Below are 22,041 nucleotides of genomic sequence, written 5' to 3'. Positions count from 1 at the left end.
TTTTTATGGGATTATTCTTTCTGTAATGGTAAGATTATTCTGAAAAATAAAAAGGAGGGATTTTAATGCGTACAAAAGAGCAAATTTCAAACTTATTTCGAAACTTTTCAATAAAGGAATGTAAAGGGTCAAGTGATTTATATGAATATTTATCGATAAAAATTGCTGAAGATGAGGAAGTACTTACACTATCGTCCTATGCTTAGGTAGGTCAACCAGTCCCAAACTTACTATTAGGTGCAGTACATTATTTATTGCTAGCAGGGAAAGAACATCATTTAAAAACGTATTATAGTAGTTTAGTTGAAAATGCTGATACAAATTTAGATAAAGCTTTTAATCATTTTAAAGATTTCTGTAAAGAGTACCGAGAAGAAATCATTACTTTGTTACAAACGAAACTCGTTCAAACAAATGAAGTAAGACGGTGCGCATACTTATACCCAAGTTTCTGCTACATATTTAACAAAGTGAAGAAGCCGTTAGCGTTAATTGAAATTGGGACAAGTTCTGGGTTGCAACTGTTCTGGGACCAATATCGTTATTCGTACGGGACGGATGAAATGTACGGAAATATAAATTCAAATGTGCATGTAACTTCTGAAATAAGAGGGGAGAATGTGCCGCATTTTCTAAAAGAAAGCCCATCTGTAGTAGAAAGAATCGGACTGGACTTACATGTGAATGATTTACATAATGAGGAAGATTATTTATGGTTACGTGCTTTAATTTGGCCAGAACATAAAGAAAGGCTTGAGATGTTTGATCAAGCTGCATCTTTAGTGAAAAATGAATCTGTCCAATTAATAGAAGGAGACGGTGTAGAGCTATTATCATCTATTATTGAACAAATAAGTGAAGAAGCTGTTATTTGTATTTTCCATACACACGTCGCAAATCAAATACCAGAACAAGTAAAACATAAGTTAGAAAAACAAATACAAGAAATTGGCGCAAAACGTGATGTATTCCACCTTTATAACAACATGTGGGATCGTGACCTTCATATTGATTATTATATTAACGGAAACGAATATCGTGAAACGGTTGGAGAAACAGAAGGGCATGGGAGATGGTTTAGCTGGAAGATTGGAAATGAGACGCTTATTTAGATTAATAGGGGCGCCCTCACTTGTAAAAGAAGGGACCATAGGCTCAAGCATTGACTAAATGGTTAAGGAATAAATGTATTAGTAACATACAAAAAATGCTTCGGAGAAATCCTAAGCATTTTTTGAATTACATTTAAACCCCATAATGGATCATGTACTTCTGTTCTGCTGCAGCTTGTACAATTTTTGAAGCTAACTCATTCAGCTCATCAGATTTTTTGAAGAACTTTGAAGATGTAACTGTTTCATAGAAAATTGCTAATGATTCAGGCGGGATAATTGTAATACCGTAATAAGCTAAACCGTATTCCTGATTTTTGACTGTATGAAAGTAGGTTTTCATAATTGATAAATTTCGACTTAAGCTACTGATAATATCATCAGCAACAGAAATACAATAATATTTCTCTGGTGTATAATCATTGTAACTTTTTTGAGAATTAAATTCGTCAATTATTCCAAAATCATGGACACATGCCATCATTATCATCCTTTCAAATTTAATAAAATGATTTCTATTAAAGTAAAATGTCTATTCGTTTAAGTGTAATAGAAATAGTTATGTAGTTCATAAAATATTTTCGGTTTTTCTTCGTGAAAACAGTTTATTTATCGATGAACTCATCAGGAGTCCAAGTGGCGATTTCATTCCCAGGTGCAGCGACTACAAGCCATTGCTCACATAGGACACCAGCTTGCCAACATTCATAATAATCATGAAAACCATTTACAAAAATAATTTGTCCGCTCTCTAAATTAATAATTAAATGAGGGCTTTCTAAGCCGAGTTGTATATCGGTAACTTTTTGTCTTCTTATCTCAAATATTCTCTCATATTCTTCTTCCTCAGAATAATCTTCAAATTCATCTTCATTTAATGGGTATCTTTTTTGAGGTTTATGAAATAAACACCATTTTGATTCGATATTGATATATAATTGCCCGTCATAATCAACGGAGTCGTGAAAGTTTGTAAACTGAATCTTTATAGTGCCTGAAGAAATACCAAATTGTAATCCATCAACTTGTGATCCGATAAAGAGATTTTTTAACACTTTTTCAGCGTAAATTTTATCCTCTGTATTCATTCTTGAATTCCTCCTTTTCATAAAAATATACCTTATATTTTTATTGTAATAAATAAATTTTCATGTAAAATGAACCTTTTGTGAAAAACGAGCGAATATAGTGTGAAAGATTATGAGAGGGGAACGGAGCTTTGGATGAAGTACAATTAAAAGAATGGCTATATAAAATGGGGTCTGGGGACCAAGAAGCCTTTCAAATTATTTATGAATATACATGTAAAGATATTTATAGAACAGTAGTATTTTTAGTAGGAAGTCAAAACCAAGATGTAGACGATATAGTTAATGAAGTGTACATCAATATGTGGAAGTCCATAACAAACTATGATATAAATCGTTCATTTCGTTTTTGGTTACATGGACTAGTTGTCAAGGAAGTACAGGATTGGCGTCGTAAATCGTGGCGACGATTTCGAATCTTTGAAAAGAAGAAAATGTATGAACAAGATCGGCCTTACTTAATGGATGAAGCTATTTTACATAAAGAAACACGAAGTGAATTAGTAGAAGTTGTACAAAATTTATCTTATAAACATCGTGAAGTAGTCATTATGCGTTACTTCCATGAATATAGCTTGGATGAAATTGCTACACTTCTTCAAATCCCTATTGGTACAGTGAAATCTCGACTACACACAGCACTAAAACGATTAAGAATGGAAATGGAACAAATGCCAAACGAAAGGGAGGAAGAAGTAAATGGATTTTGAGAGATATGTAACGAATGAACTAAAAAGAAAAGCAGAGAGTCTAGACCCGTCTCCAAATCTAGATAATCAAGTGAAAAACTCTTTTTATAAATACCAACTGTCGAAAATGAAAAGGAAGATTTCTATGAAGAAAAAATTATTGCTTGGATTTGTAGCTGCGGCAATTTTAATACCGACCGGTACTTTTGCAGGTACAACATTAATGGATAAAATTGTAGGGACACCAGAAAAAGCAAGACAAGATATGGGAATGACTGAGGATGGTTATAATGGCGTAATGGAACGTATAGAAATTGCTAAAAGTATATTTACAGAAAAGGATTTTGATAAGTATGTAACTTTATTACAGGAATCGTACTATTTTTATAAAAAAGTAAGTGTCGTAGAGAATGGTGAGAGACAATATACAGCTACAAATCGTCTAAATGCTGATGAAGAAATGAGAGAAAGAGCGGTAATGGAACAATTACATACATATGAAGAAAGAATAGATCAACATTTTACCTATACATTTGAACAAGCTGAACAAATAACTGGTTTTCCAATCAAGCATCCAACATATATTCCAGTTGGACATCAATTAGTATTTGAAGAGGTAAAAGCTGAAGCAACACTAGGAAAACCTATGCCACTTATTACGATGAGATATGAAAAACAAAATGTAAAAAAACAGCCACATACTTCAGAGGCAGAATTAGGTTTTACAATTCATCAATTAGAAATTGTTGAAGGAGAATATAAAGATTACTTTATTGATAGACCATTTGATAAACCATCTGAAAGAGGACCTAATTTTACTGGAAATATAAAGAAATATAAATTAAATGGCTATGACGTTACATTCGGTGAGTATAAAGAATCGAATGTAAGGGCTATGAAAATAATTGTGCCAGCAAGGGAAGGGAGAAATGCATATCAAGTGTATATAAATGATAGTATGCTGTCTAAAAAAGAGATTGAGAACGTTTTACTTTCGATGATTGAATAGTTATTCGGTATAAGTGATTGATAATTATATTATGTAAACTTCTTTTTTACAAAACATCCATTTTTAAAAATGGATGTTTTGCATTTAGATAGATTAGGTGGAGTGTATATTTAAAAAAAGCGGAATACTTTTCGGAAAGATAAAAACATTTTTCGGATCATATTTCGCTTTTACTTTCATTAATCGGTCAAAGTTACAACTGAAGTATGCATCTGGCCAATTTTTAATGGATAGGTCAGGCGTATTAACGTAGACACCTTTTGTAAATGGAAGCATCGCTAAGCGGAAGTCTTCAACCCATCGAATACTTCCAGCGGCACCTTCTGGTTGCTCCCAAGTAGCGAATATTGACATGTTTGATAGTGCTTTTCGGTAAAAGTAAGCAGTTGCCCCATTTGGCACCTCAGCAACAGCACCGCCTAATCCGCGGGAAAATATGGAGGTGGTAAAAAAGGGTAAGTTAAATCGTAATTTCTATTTGATTGCCTTCTGGATCACCTATTACACTTTCATAATAGCCATCTCCAGTAAAACGTGGTCCATTTAATAAAGGATAACCAGCATCTTTTATCACCTTTGTCAGTTCATTCACTCGTTCTTCACTACCGACAGAAAAAGCCATATGAGCATAGCCAGTTATGTTTAAATTAGGCTTATTTTCACCCCCTTTTTTACGCATAAGTTCAAGCCTTGCTCCAGATTCGAACGTGATAAAATAAGATTCAAATTGTTTCATTTCATTATGGTATAACGAGTTTGCTTTACCGTTAAAGTATTTTATATAAAAATCACGCATACATTCTAAGTCATTTACCCAAATTGCAATATGTTCAATTTTCATAGGTTTCACCAATCCTATCTGTATCAATTAGGCTTCCACTGTATTAAATTTACATTTGCATTGCAACAATTTTGCTTTGGTGTTAAAGCTAGTTGTTAATTTTTGATTATATACGTACATACAATATGTAATTAAGTGAATGACCATCATAGTAATTACAGAAAAGGGTGAATGAAGCATATGAATCAATTTGAGCAAATGATGTACGTTGGTGTCATCATGTCTATTGTACTATCCGTAATGATTTTAGGGTCCTTATATTATAATCCTCGACTTTCGTTAACTGATTATCCGAAAGATATTCAAAAAGTAGTTTTTCCAAAATCGATTCATGAAAGAAAGCAAACCATTTATTTTAATATTGTATATAATACTATTCTTTTCGGTAGTCCCTTCGTTTCTACATATATACTACATAAGCATGAAAAATTAATGTATATGGATGCCTATTTACACACTTTTGGTATTTTAATGATTTTCAATTTAGTAGATTTACTTATAATTGATTGGCTAATTTTTTGCTGGATTACTCCAAGGTTTGTTGTGATTCCTAGTACGGAAGGTATGAAAGGATATAAAGATTATAAGTTTCATTTAAGAGGGGCTATAGTCGCTACTCAAATTTTAGCAATCGTAAGTTTATTTTTGGCGGGAATTGCCACAACTATTTAGTGTGAAGAAGGGCATGGAGCTTTTATAAAAGATAAGGAGATCTATAATATATAGAATTAGAAATGAGAATTTGATAGTATTGGAGTAAGGAGTTTTAATAACAGTATATTAAACAATATTAATATATTGTTGCAAATGTTTTGATATTATGTAAAATTATACAATTTTACGGAGGCATTTGATAAAATTCAAAAAAATATAATGGAGGCTAATATGAAAAAAGTAATTGGCGCAGCAACCGCAACTGTTTTTGGATTGGGGGCGTTTACCACAACTGCTACCGCAGAAACAATCGTAACAGCAGATGTACTTAACGTACGTGAAAAACCGACTACAGAATCAAAAGTGGTCGAAAAAGTAAAGAATGGGCAAGAGTTAAAAGTCATAAATACCGAAGATGGCTGGTCAAAAATTGAGTTAAACGGTAAAGAAGTGTTTGTTAGTTCGGAGTTTACAAAAGATGTGTATCATGTAACGGCGGATTTGTTAAATGTACGTACTGAAGCAAACACAGATTCAGAAATTCTTGGCAGACTAAAAAAAGATGATGTAATTGAATCAACGCATCAAGTAAAAGACGGATGGCTGCAATTTGAGTATAAAGGAAAAACTGCTTATGCAAACGTTTCTTTCCTATCAAGTACAGCACCAACTGAAAAGAAAACTGAAGAGAAAACAAAGCAAGTAGCGAAAGTACAAAAATCAGTTAAAGAAAAGAAAGAAGTAAAGACGCAGAAAGTAGCAAAAGTGAAAGAAACAACGAAAGCACCAGAAATAGTAAAGCCTAAAGAAGAGGCAATAGTATCAGAGAAAGTAAAAGTTAAGGAAGAACCGAAAGCGCAAGAAATAGTAAAACCTAAAGAAGAAGTAAAAGTTAAAGAAGAACCGAAAGTGCAAGAAATAGTAAAGCCTAAAGAAATAGTAAAGCCTAAAGAAGAAGTAAAAGTTAAAGAAGAAGTAAAAGTTAAAGAAGAAGTAAAAGTTAAAGAAGAAGTAAAAGTTAAAGAAGAAGAAAAAGCGAAAGAAATAGCAAAGCCTAAAGAAGAGGCAAAAGTTAAAGAAGAAGAAAAAGCACAAGAAATAGCAAAAGCTAAAGAAGAAGAGAAAGCAAGAGAAATAGCAAAAGCTAAAGAAGAAGAGAAAGCAAGAGAAATAGCAAAAGCTAAAGAAGAAGAAAAAGCAAGAAAAATAGCAAAGGCTAAAGAAGAAGAGAGAGAGCAAGAAATAGCAAAAGCTAAAGAAGAAGAGAAAGCAAGAGAAATAGCAAAAGCTAAAGAAGAAGAGAGAGCAAGAGAAATAGCAAAAGCTAAAGAAGAAGAAAAAGCAAGAGAAATAGCAAAGGCTAAAGAAGAAGAGAGAGAGAAAGAAACATCTAAAAACAACATACAGTCTGCTAAACGTGAATTAACGGTAGTAGCGACAGCGTATACTGCTGATCCAAGTGAAAATGGTACATATGGTGGACGCGTTTTAACTGCGATGGGGCATGATTTAACGGCAAATCCGAATATGAGAATTATCGCAGTTGACCCGAAAGTAATCCCGTTAGGATCTAAAGTATGGGTAGAAGGTTATGGAGAAGCTATCGCTGGTGATACTGGAAGTGCAATTAAAGGTAATCGTATTGATGTATTAATGGGTTCAAAAAGTAAAGCTATGAATTGGGGAAGACAAACTGTTAAAGTGAAAATTTTATAGTAACTATAATGATCCAAATAGAAGTCAGTTCTCTTTATTGAGGCTGGCTTTTATTTTTTTAGTAGAAGTATAATAGGATTTTTAAATGGCTTACTAATAAACCTGTAATAAAACATAAAAATTGTCTCATGTTTAGAAAAACTATTAAGAATGAGGTAAGGAAGTAGAACAGAAGTTTATTGAGAAGTAGAGAAGAATAGTTTGGGAAAATGAATATCTATTTTTATTTATGTCAAGATTGTCCTGTAATGAAGACCGAGATACAAGGTACATAATGTAAATAAGACTGATTGATTATGTCAGTCTTATTTGTATATCTTAATATCATTAAAAATCACATCAAATATATCTTTTTGCGTAAAGTTATCTGTAAAAATAGTTTCTCTCGTAACCTCAATTGTATCGTGCGGATTATACCATTTTTGTAGGGAATCTTCACCAAATTCATGTCGTTTGTCCCTTGTGTTATGTCTTCTAATAGTTTCCTCTAATGATAAATCAAAGTAATATGCAAATGCATTTTCATCAAAATAACGAATTAATTCTTTTAACATCTCACCATACCTATGACTGTTCAAAATACCTTCTAAAATAACAAATTTACATTTTCCTTTTCCGTACTTCGTAATTTCAAATAGTAAATCATGTGATAAATTACCCATTGTGTCGTGTACTCTAAGCATATCTCTACGTACAACATCCTGTGATACTAAAAGTGTCCCTTGTCCAAAATGTTCTTGTAGTTGTTTTGCAATCGTTGTTTTACCACTTGCGGAGTTTCCTCTAAGAATGATTAAAGTGGATGTAAGTATAGGTTTAGACATAATGTATTCCTCCAACAGTATTAATTATATAGAAAATTTTAACAAAAAAAGTGAGGGAAGTGTATAATCAATATGATGGATATTTAAGAAGGGGGTAAGATGGGGGATATATTAAAAAATGCACAACCTATATGGAAACGGACTTGGTTTCGTTATCTAGGGGCATTTTTTATTGTTCAGTTACTGTTTATCCCGCATTAACGGGCAGTAAGACCCCACCTCAAAATTCAGCGAAAGCGAAGAAGTTAGGTGGGGGATCAACTGCCCATAAAAGCCCGATTGGTTCAACTAATAATCAGTGGGGGATGAACAAAACCCCCACTGATTAAAGTTTCACTTTATTTTGTGTGAAATCACTGGGTGGGCACCAAACTTTAGGCCAGGTGGAGAGTTTTTTAATAGAATATTAAATTCTCAATTTTTCACTGAATGGTTTACACTCTATACAATCCCGCAATTTAACGTATTTACAGCATTTTTTGCGATTACATTACTACCATATGCATTAGTAGGTGCAATGAAAGATGTAACAGCAAGAAAAAATATAAAGGAATAATAGAGGTATAATATGCTTTTTCAAAAAGAAGGTTTATTGATTAGATACGTAATGGAAGATGATGCATCTATCGTTTCTAAATGGTTAACGGACCCAGCAGTCCTGCGGTATTACGAAGGACGAGATAATCCGCAGTCTGTAGAAAAGGTGCTTGATCATTTTATACATAATCCAAACGGTAATGAAAAAAGATGTTTAATAGAATTTGATACCGTTCCCATTGGTTACATGCAAATGTACCCAGTTGATTCAGAGTGGAAAGCGTTATATGGCTATAAAGAATCACAAAATGTATGGGGAATGGACCAATTTATCGGTGAACCAGCCTATTGGGGAAAAGGAATTGGACAAAAACTCGTTCAGGCAGCAATTACATACATTATGGGTGAAATGGGAGCAGAAGCAATCGCAATGGATCCGAAAGTAAATAATGAACGAGCGATAAAGTGTTATGAAAAATGCGGATTTAAAAAAGTAAAGATTTTAAAGGAACATGAGCTGCATGAGGGGAAATTAGAAGATTGTTGGATGATGGAATACAAACAATTATAATGAATATGCAATGGCTTATATAAACGAAGGGAGCTGTGCGAAATGAAAAAAGTGTTAATCGTAATTGATGTGCAAGTGGGTATGTATACAGCTGGAATGCCAGTACATAATGGGGAAAAGTTTTTACAAACATTGCAAGAGCTTATTGGGGAATGTCGTTCAAATGATATCCCAATTATTTATGTCCAACATAACGGTCCTAAAGACCATCCGTTAGAAAAAGGTACGGATGGGTGGCGAATCCATGCGGCAATCGCTCCGCAAGAAGGAGATAATATTGTTGAAAAGACGACGCCAGATTCATTCCATAAGACAAACTTAAGAGAAGTGTTACAAGAGAAAGGAATTGAACACGTTATTCTTTCGGGAATGCAATCAGAGTATTGTGTAGATACGACAACGCGCAGAGCATGTAGTGAAGGATATAAAGTAACGTTAGTGAGTGATGCACATAGTACATTTAATACAGAAGTGTTACGTGCTGAAGATATTGTGCAACATCATAACGCAGTATTGGGAGCGTTTGCGGATGTTGTTGCATTAAAAGACTTGAAAGTGGCTGCCTCTAAATAAGAGGTAGTTTTTTTATTAGAAAAAAGCGTCAAATATTGTCGGTAAGTCGATATTTTGAAATAATCGTTTATATAATTTCACGTACCATAATGAAAATATACAAAAAAGGAGCACCACATAATTAAAAAGGGTGCTCCTGCATTAAAATGTTACTTCTTCTTGTCTTTATCCAATATATTTTGTTCTTCAGCAAACTCCGTACCATATGCAAAGCGGCGATTAATACGAATGTTATCATTGTTGTGCCTTGTATGAGAGTTAGAGAAGCGATGAACGATTACTTCAGATAAAGTGAAGACGATGGCAGAAAGGATACTGCCCCATGCAATTTGCATATAGTTGTCTAATAAAATATTACCGAAAATCCATACGCTTAAATATGTTAATAAGAAATCCGACATAATGGCACCAGTATTGCCAATTCGATTTAAAATAATTTTATCAACGAACATGTAGGATACGATTGTAACAAAGAGACTGAATGAAATAATTTGAACAAACGTTGCAGGGAAAAATAAAGCAAGCCCAATGCTAAATGCGATAATGCACGATATAAACTTGATAAGCACTACTGTGAAATCATTCAAAATTTACACCTCCGATTTATACATAGTTTTTCAATAAATTCTGGAGTTCATACATTGTAACGGATTTATTTATATAAAACTTTTTCATGTTCGGAATTTAGTCTAAATATTATAAAAACATTGAAAAAATGTTATAGTAAAATGAGAGTGTATGACATTTTTAGGTAAGGGGGAATCCAGGATGTGGATTACTTCAGAAGTAGAAATTCCAGATGAGTTAATTGATCACCTTGAGCAAGGAAAGTTAGTGTTATTTGTTGGAGCGGGAGTTTCTATGAAAGGGAAATCAAACTTACCGAATTTTGATGATTTAGTTGATGAAATTGCAAAAACGTTATATGTCGAAAAACGCGAAATAACAGAACCACATGATTATTATCTTGGTAAAATTGCGAAAACAAAAGATGTACATCAAGTCGCAAGAGATCTTGTTCATATAGAGAAATCAAAACCGAATCCATTGCATTATGCAATTCCAAGGCTATTTCCTTTAGATACAGATATCCGCATTGTAACAACAAATTTTGATCAACATTTTACAACAGCAATTAAGGAAATAAATAGAGATATCAATGTTTATTACGCTCCAGCTTTACCGACTGGGAGAGCTTTTAAAGGTCTTGCTTATATACATGGTAATGTAGAACAGGAGAAAGAGGCTTTAATTTTAACAGACGGTGATTTTGGAAGGGCTTACTTAACAGAAGGATGGGCAAGAAGATTTTTAGTTGATCTATTCTCAAATTACACCGTTTTATTCGTTGGATATAGTCATAATGACCCAGTTATGAAATATTTAGCAACTGGTTTACCACCAAGTACAAGACGATTTGCTTTTGTCGCACAAGGAGAAAATACGTACCATTGGGAACATTTAGGGATAAGACCAATTGTGTATCCGAATAAGGTGAATAATCATCAATCCCTCGTAAAAGCGGTAAAACGCTGGGCTGAATTAATGGGTGATAATTATATTACGAAAAGAATGCGTATTCGGGATATTGTAACGGTTCCCCCGTCAGTAGAACAGGAACAATTATCATACATAAAGCAATCGATTAAAAAAATTGAAACAGTACGTTATTTTGTGGAATTTGCTCATGATTATGAATGGGTCGAATGGTTAGAAGCAGAAGGTAAATTACAAAATTTGTTTATGCTTACGCCAAACTATAATGAAGTAGATGAATTACTTGCAGAATGGTTAGTGGAACAATTTCTTTTTAGTCATCAGAAAGAATTATTTCAATTAATTTATAAAAACTATTCTAAAATATCACCGTTATTATGGAGAACAATTTGTAACTACTTAAACGAAACGAAGAGTAAGATGGACCCGCTGTTGTTTGCAAGGTGGACACTCCTTTTATTAGAAACAGCTGAAAAAGATAGTAGCTCTATAGAAAAGATTTCTAAGTTACTGCAAAAATGTTCTTTTCCTGAGCATAAAGAAATTGCCTTATTGTTACTAACTTTTATTTTAGACGGAAAACTGAAGTTGAAACGTGTAAGAAAATGGGGGAATGATACGCAAGAATCAATAGAACTCGAGGAATCGAGTCGCTTACCAGTATCTACATTTTCTCATGTGGAGCAAATTTGGAACGAAAAGATGAGGCCATATATCTCTTATTATGCTGTTCCAATTATGATGATTGGATTAGAAAAATTGAGAATGTTGTCGTTAAGACAAACGGCACTGAAAAAAAGAAATAAGGAAAATGTAGAGAAAGAGTTTCATCAAAATGATCTTGCATTTTTAATACGAATTGTAAAAGAGTGTCTAACTTATTTATGCGAAAACAATGAGAAAAAAGCGGATTATTATATTACAGAAATGATAGAAGCAAATAGTGTACTTCAAAAGCGAATTGCAATTGATGCGATGAATAAAAATATTTTTGTTCGTGTAGATGACAAAATGAAATGGTTGTTACATGAAGGACTTCTTTTAGATTTCACTTATAAACACGAAGTTTTTCAACTTTTAAAAAGGCATTATGCACATTGTTTAGAAAAAACAAAAGAAGAAGTCACTCGAACTGTAATAAAGCATCTTACAGAAGAGAGGGTATTTGATGCATGTCTCGTATTAGACTTATTATTCAAGTGTGATTCGAGTAGCCCATCTACGGCAAATGGGTATGAGTTAATGAAGCAAAAGCATCCTCATTTTCATTCTGAACGATACAGTGTACAAAAGAAAGAAGATACAGCAGAAAGCATTACTTGCAATGTAACTGCTGACGGATTATTGCAGCTGAAAGATGTTGAAATTATGAAGCAAGTTCAGCAATTTTCGCAAGATGGTGTTTTTGAACAACGCCATTTTTTAGAGATGTTATCAAAAGCATGTAAATTAAACACAGAGTGGAGTATTTCATTTGCATACCGATTAGTAGGAGTGCAAGAAATAAGTAATGAAGTATGGTTTGTTTGTATTAGAGAATGGCGAAATAATCGAGGATTGACGAATGAGCAAATCCAAAAAATTATTCCGCTATTGCAGAAATTTGTTAGAAATACCGCTTTTCATTGGTTAATTAGTAGTTTTCTATATGAAGTTAGTAATCGACTAGAAGAGTTAGAAGAGAATAGTATACGTGTTGTAAAACGATTTGCTTTTTCAGTGTTTCCTCAAGTTATGAAGAGTGATACAGATTTTAAGCTTGGGAAACAAGATTTTTATAATGAATCAATTCAGCATCCAGTTGGAAAAATGACGGCTGTATTATTAAAGTTGTTATCATATGATCATTTATACGATCGTAATGTATATGAATATTTATTTTTATTTGAAGAACAAGTAAGAGTTAATTCGGAACGAACAAACTTTATGTTTGCCCGTTTAATAGCAGATATTACATTTTTATATCATATTGAAAAACAATGGTGCCGAAAATATTTGTTACCATACTTAGATTTAAAAAAACAAAATGAGATTACGGAATATGCATGGGCCGGCTTATGTTACACGCAAATAAATTTACCTTTATTTACAGAAATGAAGCGATTTATTAAGTATGCGATAGAACATTTGGAAGTATTACATCCGCATACGAGAGAAGCTTTCTTGAAGTGGCTTAGCTTTGTATTTATTAAATGTGTACTATATTGGGAGCAAAAAACAGATTGGTTATACCCGTTACTCATACTAGAAAATGAAGAAAATAAAATTAAGTTTATGCAGTTTTTATGCTATTACGTCAAAACATTAAGTGTAAAAGAACAACAAAAATTTTGGACAGCTTGGCTCAGTGTATTTTTGCGAGAACGACCAAAAATGGGTGAGATAACTGCAAGAGAATATGTAATGCTTTTACGTATTATTTTATACATGGATGAAATATTAGAAAAAGGATTATGTATTATGTCTCGTGCATTTTCAAGTGTACATGGTAAATGTACAGGTGAGGAAATGAAGCAGTTATTGATTGAAATGCTTCATAAAAAAGAAAGTATGAAAGCGCATAAAGAAATATTTGCAAATGTGTTTTTTATTTTACTACAAACATGTCACGAAGCCGTTTTATTTGAAAAAGAAATCATACAAATAAAAGAATTATTAGTTCAGTATGAAGTAGAGGAATATGTTTTACATTTACTAGAAAATGAAATAATTCGCATAGGAATTGTAATGGGTGATTTACAAGAAGAATTATAGGACGAAAGTGGAATTTTAAAAAATATATAAAAAGTTGTTGACAGTGTTTTGAAAAGCGTTCTATAATACGAATCATACTTATTCAATTTCAAAAAACATTTGAATAAACAAAGTGCAATGAAGAGATCACAGTAGTGGTTAGTCTTACTGTAACAGAGAGCTGGTGGTTGGTGTGAACCAGTACAGGGATAATCATGAATTACAGTCTTGGAGCATCTTTTTCGTAATAAAGATAGTTTGTCTTTATGAGGAAAAAGCGGTCAATTGATCGTTAACAGTGAAGAGAGGTAGACGGAAAGTTAGTCTGCAACTAGGGTGGTACCGCGATAAATATCGTCCCTACTGATTTATTCAGTAGGGACTTTTTGTATTTTAGTGGTCCAACTTGAAAATAAAATAGTCATGCATTGAAAGGAAAAGCAGTAGTTGTTGTTTCCCTGTAACAGAGAGCTGGTGGTTGGTGCGAACCAGTACATAAACAAGAGCGAATTACAGTCCTAGAGCATCTTTTTCGTAGTAAAGATAGTATTGTCTTTATGAAGGGAAAGACGGTCAGATGATCGTTAACAATGAAGAGAGGTAGACGAAAGAAGTCTACAACTAGGGTGGTACCGCGATAAATATCGTCCCTACTGATTGGATCAGTAGGGCTTTTTTGTACAAAAAAGTGGGTTTCTAACTAGTAGTTCATGTCTTTGTACGAATTATTAGTTTAAGATAAGAAGAGGTATCGATTCCACTATAAATTTGTATAATTAGTCAGTTCAGAAAATAGAGAATTTTTTATTCTCTTACTATACTTTTAAAACATTAGAGGAGGATTTCCAAATGGCAAATCATGAATTAGATCAATTACGTAAACAGGTAGATGAAATTAACTTACAACTATTACACCTTTTAAACAAACGTGGTGAAATCGTTCAAAAAATTGGAGAGCAAAAGCAAGTACAAGGTACGAAACGCTTTGATCCAGTACGTGAGCGTGAAGTACTTGATATGATCGCAGAGCATAACGAAGGACCATTCGAAACATCAACAGTTCAACATATTTTCAAAACAATCTTCAAAGCTAGCTTAGAGTTACAAGAAGATGATAACCGTAAAGCGTTATTAGTATCACGTAAAAAGAAACAAGAAAACACAATCGTTGATGTAAAAGGTGAATTGATTGGTAACGGAACACAAACATTCATCATGGGACCTTGTGCGGTAGAAAGCTTAGAACAAGTTCGCCAAGTAGGGCAAGCGATGAAAGACCAAGGCTTAAAATTAATGCGCGGTGGTGCATTCAAACCGAGAACTTCTCCATACGATTTCCAAGGTTTAGGAGTAGAAGGACTTCAAATTTTACGTCAAGTAGCAGATGAGTTTGACTTAGCAATTATTAGTGAAATTTTAAATCCGAACGATGTTGAAATGGCATTAGACTACGTTGATGTAATTCAAGTTGGCGCACGTAACATGCAAAACTTCGATTTATTACGAGCTGTAGGTAAAGTTAACAAACCAGTATTATTAAAACGTGGATTAGCAGCAACAATTGATGAGTTCATTAACGCAGCGGAATACATCATTGCGCAAGGTAACGATCAAATTATTCTTTGTGAGCGCGGTATCCGCACATACGAAAGAGCAACACGTAACACATTAGACATTTCTGCAGTACCAATTTTAAAGAAAGAAACACATTTACCAGTTATCGTTGATGTAACACATTCAACTGGACGCAGAGATTTATTATTACCAACAGCGAAAGCGGCACTTGCAATTGGCGCAGATGCAGTAATGGCTGAAGTTCATCCAGATCCAGCAGTTGCATTATCAGATTCTGCACAACAAATGGACATTCCAGAATTCCATAGATTCATGGATGAGTTAAAAGGTTTCAAAAATAAATTATCTTAATTCCATATCATATATGCGTTGAAGAGGAAACAGTAGTGCTTATCTCACTGTTAAAGAGAGCTGATGGTCGGTGTGAATCAGTACAAAGGTAAGCATGAATTACAGCCTTGGAGCATCTTTCCCGACAACTTTTGGAGGGGAAGACGGTCAAACGATCGTTAAAGAAGAAGAGAGGTAGACGAAAGAAGTCTACAACTAGGGTGGTACCGCGATAAACATCGTCCCTACTGAGCGCTCAGTAGGGACTTTTTTGTACAAAAAAATAGTAAAGGGGCAAGAGAAATGAGATACATTACAGCTGGAGAATCACATGGACCGCAGTTAACAGTTATTTTAGAAGGTGTACCAGCCGGTTTGACACTTACGGCGGAACATATTAATAAAGAATTATTAAGAAGACAAAAAGGTCATGGACGCGGAAGACGTATGCAAATTGAAACAGATACAGTTGAAATTGTAAGTGGTGTTCGTCACGGGATGACACTTGGATCACCGATTACGTTAATTGTAAAAAATGATGATTTCAAACATTGGACGAAAGTAATGGGTGCAGAGCCAATTTCGGAAAAAGAAAGTAAAGACATGAAACGTACAATTACAAAACCACGTCCCGGACATGCAGATTTAAATGGAGCAATTAAATATGGTCATCGTGATATAAGAAACGTATTAGAGCGGTCATCTGCAAGAGAAACGACAGTTCGTGTAGCTGCTGGTGCAGTTGCAAAACAAATTTTAAGCGAATTAGGCGTGGAAATTGCAGGACATGTTCTTGAAATTGGTGGAGTAAAAGCAAAACATATTTCAAACTTATCGATTGAAGAAATTCAAACAATTACTGAAAACTCACCAGTTCGATGTTTAGATAAAGAAGTAGAGCAAGAAATGATGAATGCGATTGACAACGCAAAAAGTAGTGGAGATTCAATCGGTGGTATTGTGGAAGTCATTGCAGAAGGTATGCCGATTGGCGTCGGTAGTTACGTCCATTACGATCGTAAATTAGATGCAAAACTTGCTGGTGCAATTATGAGTATAAATGCATTTAAAGGTGCTGAAATTGGCGTAGGTTTTGAAGCGGCACGACAACCAGGAAGCAAAGTGCATGATGAAATTCTGTGGGATGAAGAAAAAGGATACACGAGAAAAACGAATAATGCCGGCGGTTTAGAAGGCGGTATGACAACAGGTATGCCAATTATCGTAAGAGGCGTGATGAAGCCGATTCCTACTTTATACAAACCGTTAGCAAGCGTTGATATTGATACGAAAGAAGCATTCCAAGCGAGTATTGAAAGATCTGATAGTTGCGCAGTACCAGCGGCGGGTGTAGTAGCTGAATCTGTTGTGGCATGGGAACTTGCAGATGCACTAGTCGAACAATTCGGAAAAGATCGTATGGAATTATTAAAACAAAATATTATGCAACACAATAACTACGCAAAAGAATTTTAATAAAAAGGTGGGTTTAACGTGCAAGTAAAAGATCAACTATCATCATTACAACCATATAAACCAGGTAAATCACCAGAACAAATGAAAGAAGTGTACGGAGATCATTTGTTTGTGAAATTAGCATCGAATGAAAATCCATTTGGTTGTTCACCGAGAGTTTTAGAAGAGTTGCAAAACTCTTGGTTGGAACATGCTTTATATCCTGACGGAGGTGCTACAACGCTCCGTCAAACAATCGCAGATAAGTTGCATGTGCAAATGGAACAAGTACTTTGTGGTAGTGGTTTAGATGAAATCATTCAAATAATAAGCCGCGCCGTATTACGAGCGGGAGATAACATTGTAACAGCAGGTGCAACATTCCCACAGTACCGTCATCATGCAATTATAGAAGGTTGCGAAGTGAAGGAAGTTGCGTTAAATAACGGTGTATACGACTTAGAAGAAATTTCTTCAGTAGTAGATAACAATACAAAAATTGTATGGATTTGTAACCCGAACAATCCAACAGGCACATATGTGAATGACCGAAAATTGACTCAATTCATTGAAGGTATTAGTGAAAATACGTTAATTGTCATTGATGAAGCGTACTATGAATACGTAACAGCAAAAGATTTCCCAGAGACATTACCGCTTTTAGAAAAACATAAAAATATTCTTGTACTTAGAACATTTTCTAAAGCGTACGGATTAGCTTCTTTCCGCGTTGGATATGCGGTTGGACAGGAAGAGTTAATCGAAAAATTAAATGTCGTTCGTTTGCCATTTAACGTATCTTCATTAGCGCAAAAAGCAGCGACGATTGCTTTTGGTGACGATGAGTTTATTGAGGAAATAGTTCGTGTAAATACAGAGGGATTACAACAATATGAAAGCTTTTGTAAGGAAAATGAAATTCCATTTTATCCATCGCAAACAAATTTCATCTTCTTGCCAGTTGAGAATGCTGGAGAGATTTATGAAGCTTGTGCACACGCAGGATTTATTATTCGTCCGTTCCCGAATGGTATCCGTATTACAGTCGGAACAAGGGAGCAAAATGAAGGGGTGATTTCAGTGTTACAACAACACTTTGAAAATAAAAAAAGAAAGTCTCGAGATGAGGAAAATGCGTAAAAAGGTAGTATTAATTGGAACAGGTTTAATAGGAGGCTCTCTCGCATTAGCAATTAAGAAAGAGCACGATGTAACGATAACAGGGTACGATATATTTAAAGAGCAAGTAGAGCGTGCAAAAGAATTACATGTAGTAGATGAAATAGCAATTAATTTACAGCATGCATGTGAAGAGGCACATTTAATTGTTTTTGCTTCTCCAGTTGAAGAAACGAAGAAGTTATTACACAAATTAGCGTCATTTCGTTTACGAGAAGATGTGATTGTAACCGATGTTGGTAGTACAAAAGGGACGATTATGAATGAAGCGGAAGCTTTGTTTTCAAAAGAAGTTTCTTTCATTGGCGGACATCCGATGGCAGGTTCTCATAAAACAGGCGTTGAAAGTGCAAAAGCGCATTTATTTGAAAATGCATTTTACATTTTAACGCCGATGAATCATGTGCCAAATGAACATGTAGAAGAACTTAAGCGTTGGTTAAATGGAACGGGATCTCATTTTCTCGTTTTAAATACGGAAGAACATGATTATGTAACAGGGATCGTTAGTCATTTTCCGCATCTTATCGCAGCTGGGTTAGTAAAGCAAGTGGAGAAACATGCGGGAGATAATCCGCTCATTCATCAACTAGCTGCCGGAGGATTTAAAGACATTACACGTATCGCATCTAGTAGCCCAAAAATGTGGAGTGATATTGTTAAACAAAATCGTGAGCATTTAATGGTATTATTAAAAGAGTGGATCTCTGAAATGGAAGATTTATATGATACAGTTTCGACCGGAGATGCAGGCGAGATTCAAAACTATTTTGCAGACGCGAAAGAATACCGTGACTCTTTACCAGTACGAAAGAGAGGGGCAATTCCTGCCTATCACGACTTATACGTCGATGTTTTAGATAAAGTAGGGGCATTGGCTCATATTACGAGTATTTTGGCGCGCGAAGAAATTAGTATTACGAACTTGCAAATATTAGAAGCGCGTGAAGGATTGCTTGGGGTATTACGTATTAGCTTCCAAAGAGAAGAAGATCGTATGAAAGCAAAGCTAGCGCTTGGAGAAGAAAAATACCAAACTTATGAAACAATTTAAATGAGAAGGTGAAAACGTGAAGGAAAGAACGATACAACCTGTTAATAACGGATTAAATGGTAACATTACAATTCCAGGAGATAAATCCATTTCACACCGCGCTGTCATGTTCGGTGCGATTGCAGAAGGAAAAACAACAATTAAAGGTTTCTTGCCCGGTGCAGATTGTTTAAGTACGATTTCTTGTTTTAAAGAAATGGGAGTAGACATCGTGCAAAACGGTGATGAAGTCACTGTAGTTGGCAAAGGATTAGAAGGTTTACAAGAACCGAAAGCTGTATTAGATGTTGGTAATTCTGGTACAACTATACGTTTAATGTCAGGGATTTTGGCAAATACACCATTTTTCTCTTGCGTACAAGGTGATGCATCTATCGCAAAAAGACCGATGAAACGTGTTACAAATCCATTAAAACAAATGGGTGCAAACATTGATGGGCGGGAAGAAGGAACGTTTACACCGCTAACAATACGGGGCGGAGATTTAAAAGCAATTGAATACACTTCGCCTGTAGCAAGCGCACAAGTAAAGTCAGCTATTTTACTTGCAGGACTTCGCGCAGAAGGTGTAACAGCTGTTACAGAACCACATATTTCCCGTGATCATACGGAAAGAATGCTTGAAGCATTTGGCGTTACAGTAACGCGCGAAGGAAAAACAGTGAAACTTGCAGGTGGACAAAAGCTAACAGCAACAGATGTTCAAGTGCCAGGTGACGTATCATCAGCTGCATTTTTCCTAGTAGCCGGTGCAATCATTCCAAATAGTAAACTAGTATTACAAAATGTAGGGATGAATCGAACTCGTACAGGTATTATTGATGTTTTAGAGAAAATGGGTGCTACGTTCACTGTAGAGCCAATTAACGAAGGATCATCAGAACCAGCTGCAAACATTACGATTGAAACATCTTCATTAAAAGGAATTGAAATTGGCGGGGATATTATCCCAAGATTAATTGATGAGATTCCTGTTATTGCATTAGCGGCAACGCAAGCAGAAGGAATTACAGTAATTAAAGATGCACACGAATTAAAAGTAAAAGAAACAAACCGTATTGATACAGTCGTTGCTGAGTTAACGAAACTAGGAGCTCGAATAGAAGCAACTGATGACGGTATGATCATTTACGGAAAATCAGCTCTAAAAGGCAATATAGTAAATAGTTATGGTGATCACCGTATCGGAATGATGCTTGCAATTGCTGGCTGCCTGGCAGAAGGAAAAACAATTATTGAAGATGCAGAAGCAGTAGGTGTATCATATCCTACATTCTTTGACGAACTTCAGAAGTTAGCTAAATAAAAAGGGTGGAAAGCAGATACGTGATGTATCTGCTTTTTTTGTTAAAACGTCCGTGTAATTTCACTTACCGAACTATAATAGTAAGAATTATGATACAATTTAAACAGGGAATGGAGGAGAATTATATGAATGTCATACAATTAAAAGAAGATAAGTTCAGAGAAGCATTACGTTTATCAGAATACGCTTTTCAATATAAAGTAGATGAGGAACGATTACAGCAGCAACTTACAAAAATGAAGGAAAGTCATGAAATATACGGCATTATGGAAGGGGAAGACTTAGCTGCAAAACTACACCTCATTCCGTTTCATATTTACATAGGTAAAGAAAAATTTAAAATGGGTGGCGTTGCAGGAGTAGCGACGTATCCAGAGTACAGAAGAAGTGGGTATGTAAAAGAGCTACTTCAACATTCACTTCAAACAATGAAAAAAGATGGCTATACAGTCTCTATGTTACATCCATTTGCTGTTTCATTTTATCGTAAATACGGCTGGGAACTTTGTGCGAATCTACTCAAATGTCATATGAGTAAGAGCGATTTAGTAATGAAAAAACAAGTAAATGGTACTGTGAAACGTTTTAATAAAGAAAATCATCCAGAAGAAGTCGAGAAGCTCTATGAAGCATTTGCAGAACGTTTTTCATGTATGTTAGTTCGAGAGAAGAACTGGTGGTTACAAGCGGTTTATGATGATTTAACATTAGCCATTTACTATGATGAAAATAAAAAGGCAGCAGGTTACATGTTATACAAAATAGAAAACTATAAAATGACAGTAGAAGAATTTGTACCACTGCATAATGAAGCACGAAATGGTCTGTGGAACTTTATTTGTCAGCATGATTCTATGATTAAAGAAATTGAAATGACAGTAAGTGAGAGCGAACCATTATTATATACATTGCAAGAGCCACGCGTGAAGACAGAAATAAAACCATATTTTATGGGAAGAATTGTAGATGTGGAGCAGTTTTTAAAACAATATGAGTTGAATTGGAACAATGTACAGCAAGAAGTGATCCTAAACATTACAGACGCATTTGCTCCATGGAATAACATAACAGTGAGACTTGCAAATCATGAAATAACAATTGTAGAAGAAACAACGGAAAAAGGAATTAAACTGGATATAACTGCGCTATCGGCAATAATGCTTGGATATAAACGTCCGTTAGAACTAAATGAACTGGAATTCATTAGTGGAAGTGACGAAGTAATACGGTCATTTGAGAATTTAGTACCAGTGCGTAAGCCGTTTATTTATGATTTCTTTTAATTTGCATGTATGAAG

Annotated in this window: 19 protein-coding genes, 3 pseudogenes and 3 other annotated features; of the genes and pseudogenes, 16 read left to right on the top strand and 6 right to left on the bottom strand. The window is 34.6% G+C overall.

Features of this window, described 5'->3' with window-relative positions; genetic code table 11:
• Positions 1–65 precede the first annotated feature (65 nt).
• Positions 66–1,112 (top strand): annotated as a pseudogene (locus BAQ53_RS14090) (DUF2332 domain-containing protein).
• A 133-nt stretch (positions 1,113–1,245) separates the two neighbouring features.
• On the opposite strand, the gene BAQ53_RS14085 reads toward BAQ53_RS14090, so the two are convergent.
• On the bottom strand, positions 1,246–1,593 hold the full coding sequence (locus BAQ53_RS14085) for a hypothetical protein (RefSeq protein ID WP_000752494.1): 348 nt from the start codon (positions 1,591–1,593) through the stop codon (positions 1,246–1,248).
• 124 nt (positions 1,594–1,717) lie between these two features.
• Positions 1,718–2,200: a hypothetical protein gene (locus tag BAQ53_RS14080; protein WP_001090923.1), complete on the bottom strand. Its 483-nt coding sequence runs from the start codon at positions 2,198–2,200 to the stop codon at positions 1,718–1,720.
• A gap of 131 nt (positions 2,201–2,331) precedes the next feature.
• On the opposite strand from BAQ53_RS14080, the gene BAQ53_RS14075 reads away from it, so the two are divergent.
• Positions 2,332–2,910 carry a sigma-70 family RNA polymerase sigma factor gene (locus BAQ53_RS14075; protein WP_000344753.1) on the top strand — a complete coding sequence of 193 codons (579 nt, stop codon included), beginning with the start codon at positions 2,332–2,334 and terminating at the stop codon, positions 2,908–2,910.
• Positions 2,900–3,898: a hypothetical protein gene (locus tag BAQ53_RS14070; RefSeq protein ID WP_000345240.1), complete on the top strand. Its 999-nt coding sequence runs from the start codon at positions 2,900–2,902 to the stop codon at positions 3,896–3,898. The genes BAQ53_RS14075 and BAQ53_RS14070 overlap by 11 nt, the downstream gene beginning before the upstream one ends.
• 93 nt (positions 3,899–3,991) lie before the next feature.
• Here the strand turns inward: BAQ53_RS14070 and BAQ53_RS14065 are convergent, their stop codons facing one another.
• Positions 3,992–4,300: a BBE domain-containing protein gene (locus BAQ53_RS14065; protein ID WP_002164073.1), complete on the bottom strand. Its 309-nt coding sequence runs from the start codon at positions 4,298–4,300 to the stop codon at positions 3,992–3,994.
• 58 nt (positions 4,301–4,358) lie between these two features.
• Positions 4,359–4,739: a VOC family protein gene (locus tag BAQ53_RS14060; RefSeq protein ID WP_065228990.1), complete on the bottom strand. Its 381-nt coding sequence runs from the start codon at positions 4,737–4,739 to the stop codon at positions 4,359–4,361.
• Positions 4,740–4,919: 180 nt separating this feature from the next.
• On the opposite strand from BAQ53_RS14060, the gene BAQ53_RS14055 reads away from it, so the two are divergent.
• Both BAQ53_RS14055 and entB read left to right on the top strand, forming a co-directional pair.
• Positions 4,920–5,411, top strand: a complete 492-nt coding sequence (locus BAQ53_RS14055) for a hypothetical protein (protein WP_001071245.1) — start codon at positions 4,920–4,922, stop codon at positions 5,409–5,411.
• A gap of 213 nt (positions 5,412–5,624) precedes the next feature.
• The gene (entB, locus tag BAQ53_RS14050; protein WP_208905514.1) at positions 5,625–7,109 is read left to right on the top strand and encodes a cell wall-binding protein EntB; all 1,485 of its coding nucleotides are present in this window, start codon (positions 5,625–5,627) and stop codon (positions 7,107–7,109) included.
• Between the two features lie 305 nt (positions 7,110–7,414).
• Here the strand turns inward: entB and BAQ53_RS14045 are convergent, their stop codons facing one another.
• The gene (locus BAQ53_RS14045) at positions 7,415–7,933 is read right to left on the bottom strand and encodes a kinase (RefSeq protein ID WP_000042588.1); all 519 of its coding nucleotides are present in this window, start codon (positions 7,931–7,933) and stop codon (positions 7,415–7,417) included.
• Between the two features lie 99 nt (positions 7,934–8,032).
• Here BAQ53_RS14045 and BAQ53_RS14040 point away from each other — a divergent pair.
• From BAQ53_RS14040 to BAQ53_RS14025, 4 genes and pseudogenes are all read left to right on the top strand, one after another.
• Positions 8,033–8,116, top strand: a pseudogene (locus BAQ53_RS14040) (YfzA family protein); the annotation flags it as partial.
• A gap of 154 nt (positions 8,117–8,270) precedes the next feature.
• Positions 8,271–8,489, top strand: a pseudogene (locus BAQ53_RS14035) (YfzA family protein); the annotation flags it as partial.
• 12 nt (positions 8,490–8,501) lie between these two features.
• Positions 8,502–9,041: a GNAT family N-acetyltransferase gene (locus tag BAQ53_RS14030; RefSeq protein ID WP_000898778.1), complete on the top strand. Its 540-nt coding sequence runs from the start codon at positions 8,502–8,504 to the stop codon at positions 9,039–9,041.
• 42 nt (positions 9,042–9,083) lie between these two features.
• Positions 9,084–9,614 (top strand): cysteine hydrolase family protein, encoded by a 531-nt coding sequence (locus BAQ53_RS14025; protein ID WP_208905508.1) that lies wholly within the window; start codon positions 9,084–9,086, stop codon positions 9,612–9,614.
• A 149-nt stretch (positions 9,615–9,763) separates the two neighbouring features.
• On the opposite strand, the gene BAQ53_RS14020 is transcribed toward BAQ53_RS14025, so the two are convergent.
• Entirely contained in the window at positions 9,764–10,201 is a 438-nt protein-coding gene (locus BAQ53_RS14020) for a YndM family protein (protein ID WP_000997702.1), read from the bottom strand.
• Positions 10,202–10,382: 181 nt separating this feature from the next.
• On the opposite strand from BAQ53_RS14020, the gene BAQ53_RS14015 reads away from it, so the two are divergent.
• The 7 genes from BAQ53_RS14015 (at position 10,383) to BAQ53_RS13985 (ending at position 22,026) form a co-directional block, all read left to right on the top strand.
• On the top strand, positions 10,383–13,865 hold the full coding sequence (locus BAQ53_RS14015) for a DUF4020 domain-containing protein (RefSeq protein ID WP_208905506.1): 3,483 nt from the start codon (positions 10,383–10,385) through the stop codon (positions 13,863–13,865).
• Between the two features lie 108 nt (positions 13,866–13,973).
• Positions 13,974–14,209, top strand: a binding site (T-box leader).
• 54 nt (positions 14,210–14,263) lie between these two features.
• Positions 14,264–14,499, top strand: a binding site (T-box leader).
• Positions 14,500–14,693: 194 nt separating this feature from the next.
• Entirely contained in the window at positions 14,694–15,770 is a 1,077-nt protein-coding gene (locus BAQ53_RS14010) for a bifunctional 3-deoxy-7-phosphoheptulonate synthase/chorismate mutase (RefSeq protein ID WP_001273575.1), read from the top strand.
• A 9-nt stretch (positions 15,771–15,779) separates the two neighbouring features.
• Positions 15,780–15,999: a binding site (T-box leader), on the top strand.
• A gap of 53 nt (positions 16,000–16,052) precedes the next feature.
• Positions 16,053–17,225, top strand: coding sequence for a chorismate synthase (aroC, locus tag BAQ53_RS14005; RefSeq protein ID WP_001269424.1), 1,173 nt, complete (start codon positions 16,053–16,055; stop codon positions 17,223–17,225).
• An 18-nt stretch (positions 17,226–17,243) separates the two neighbouring features.
• Complete coding sequence (gene hisC / locus BAQ53_RS14000; protein WP_001197237.1) at positions 17,244–18,344, top strand: histidinol-phosphate transaminase; 1,101 nt, start codon at positions 17,244–17,246, stop codon at positions 18,342–18,344.
• Positions 18,337–19,437 carry a prephenate dehydrogenase gene (gene tyrA / locus BAQ53_RS13995; protein WP_001228129.1) on the top strand — a complete coding sequence of 367 codons (1,101 nt, stop codon included), beginning with the start codon at positions 18,337–18,339 and terminating at the stop codon, positions 19,435–19,437. The genes hisC and tyrA overlap by 8 nt, the downstream gene beginning before the upstream one ends.
• A gap of 16 nt (positions 19,438–19,453) precedes the next feature.
• Positions 19,454–20,743 (top strand): 3-phosphoshikimate 1-carboxyvinyltransferase, encoded by a 1,290-nt coding sequence (aroA, locus tag BAQ53_RS13990; RefSeq protein WP_208905504.1) that lies wholly within the window; start codon positions 19,454–19,456, stop codon positions 20,741–20,743.
• Between the two features lie 125 nt (positions 20,744–20,868).
• Positions 20,869–22,026 carry a GNAT family N-acetyltransferase gene (locus tag BAQ53_RS13985; RefSeq protein WP_001100922.1) on the top strand — a complete coding sequence of 386 codons (1,158 nt, stop codon included), beginning with the start codon at positions 20,869–20,871 and terminating at the stop codon, positions 22,024–22,026.
• Positions 22,027–22,041: the final 15 nt, after the last annotated feature.

The sequence above is a fragment of the Bacillus sp. B25(2016b) genome, from assembly GCF_001679765.1.
In the GTDB taxonomy this organism is placed as follows: Bacteria; Bacillota; Bacilli; order Bacillales; family Bacillaceae_G; genus Bacillus_A; species Bacillus_A thuringiensis_K.
The sequence above is the reverse complement of the archived record's forward strand: the minus strand, read 5'-3'. Positions and strand labels throughout refer to the sequence as shown.

Excerpts from the sequence above, each read along its gene's own strand:
- BAQ53_RS14060 (WP_065228990.1), bottom strand. The coding sequence starts at position 4,739 with ATGAAAATTGAACATATTGCAATTTGGGTAAATGACTTAGAATGTATG.
- entB (WP_208905514.1), top strand. The coding sequence starts at position 5,625 with ATGAAAAAAGTAATTGGCGCAGCAACCGCAACTGTTTTTGGATTGGGG.
- BAQ53_RS14015 (WP_208905506.1), top strand. The coding sequence starts at position 10,383 with ATGTGGATTACTTCAGAAGTAGAAATTCCAGATGAGTTAATTGATCAC.
- BAQ53_RS14025 (WP_208905508.1), top strand. The coding sequence starts at position 9,084 with ATGAAAAAAGTGTTAATCGTAATTGATGTGCAAGTGGGTATGTATACA.
- tyrA (WP_001228129.1), top strand. The coding sequence starts at position 18,337 with ATGCGTAAAAAGGTAGTATTAATTGGAACAGGTTTAATAGGAGGCTCT.
- BAQ53_RS13985 (WP_001100922.1), top strand. The coding sequence starts at position 20,869 with ATGAATGTCATACAATTAAAAGAAGATAAGTTCAGAGAAGCATTACGT.
- BAQ53_RS14080 (WP_001090923.1), bottom strand. The coding sequence starts at position 2,200 with ATGAATACAGAGGATAAAATTTACGCTGAAAAAGTGTTAAAAAATCTC.
- aroC (WP_001269424.1), top strand. The coding sequence starts at position 16,053 with ATGAGATACATTACAGCTGGAGAATCACATGGACCGCAGTTAACAGTT.
- BAQ53_RS14070 (WP_000345240.1), top strand. The coding sequence starts at position 2,900 with ATGGATTTTGAGAGATATGTAACGAATGAACTAAAAAGAAAAGCAGAG.
- BAQ53_RS14030 (WP_000898778.1), top strand. The coding sequence starts at position 8,502 with ATGCTTTTTCAAAAAGAAGGTTTATTGATTAGATACGTAATGGAAGAT.
- BAQ53_RS14085 (WP_000752494.1), bottom strand. The coding sequence starts at position 1,593 with ATGGCATGTGTCCATGATTTTGGAATAATTGACGAATTTAATTCTCAA.
- BAQ53_RS14055 (WP_001071245.1), top strand. The coding sequence starts at position 4,920 with ATGAATCAATTTGAGCAAATGATGTACGTTGGTGTCATCATGTCTATT.
- BAQ53_RS14045 (WP_000042588.1), bottom strand. The coding sequence starts at position 7,933 with ATGTCTAAACCTATACTTACATCCACTTTAATCATTCTTAGAGGAAAC.
- BAQ53_RS14010 (WP_001273575.1), top strand. The coding sequence starts at position 14,694 with ATGGCAAATCATGAATTAGATCAATTACGTAAACAGGTAGATGAAATT.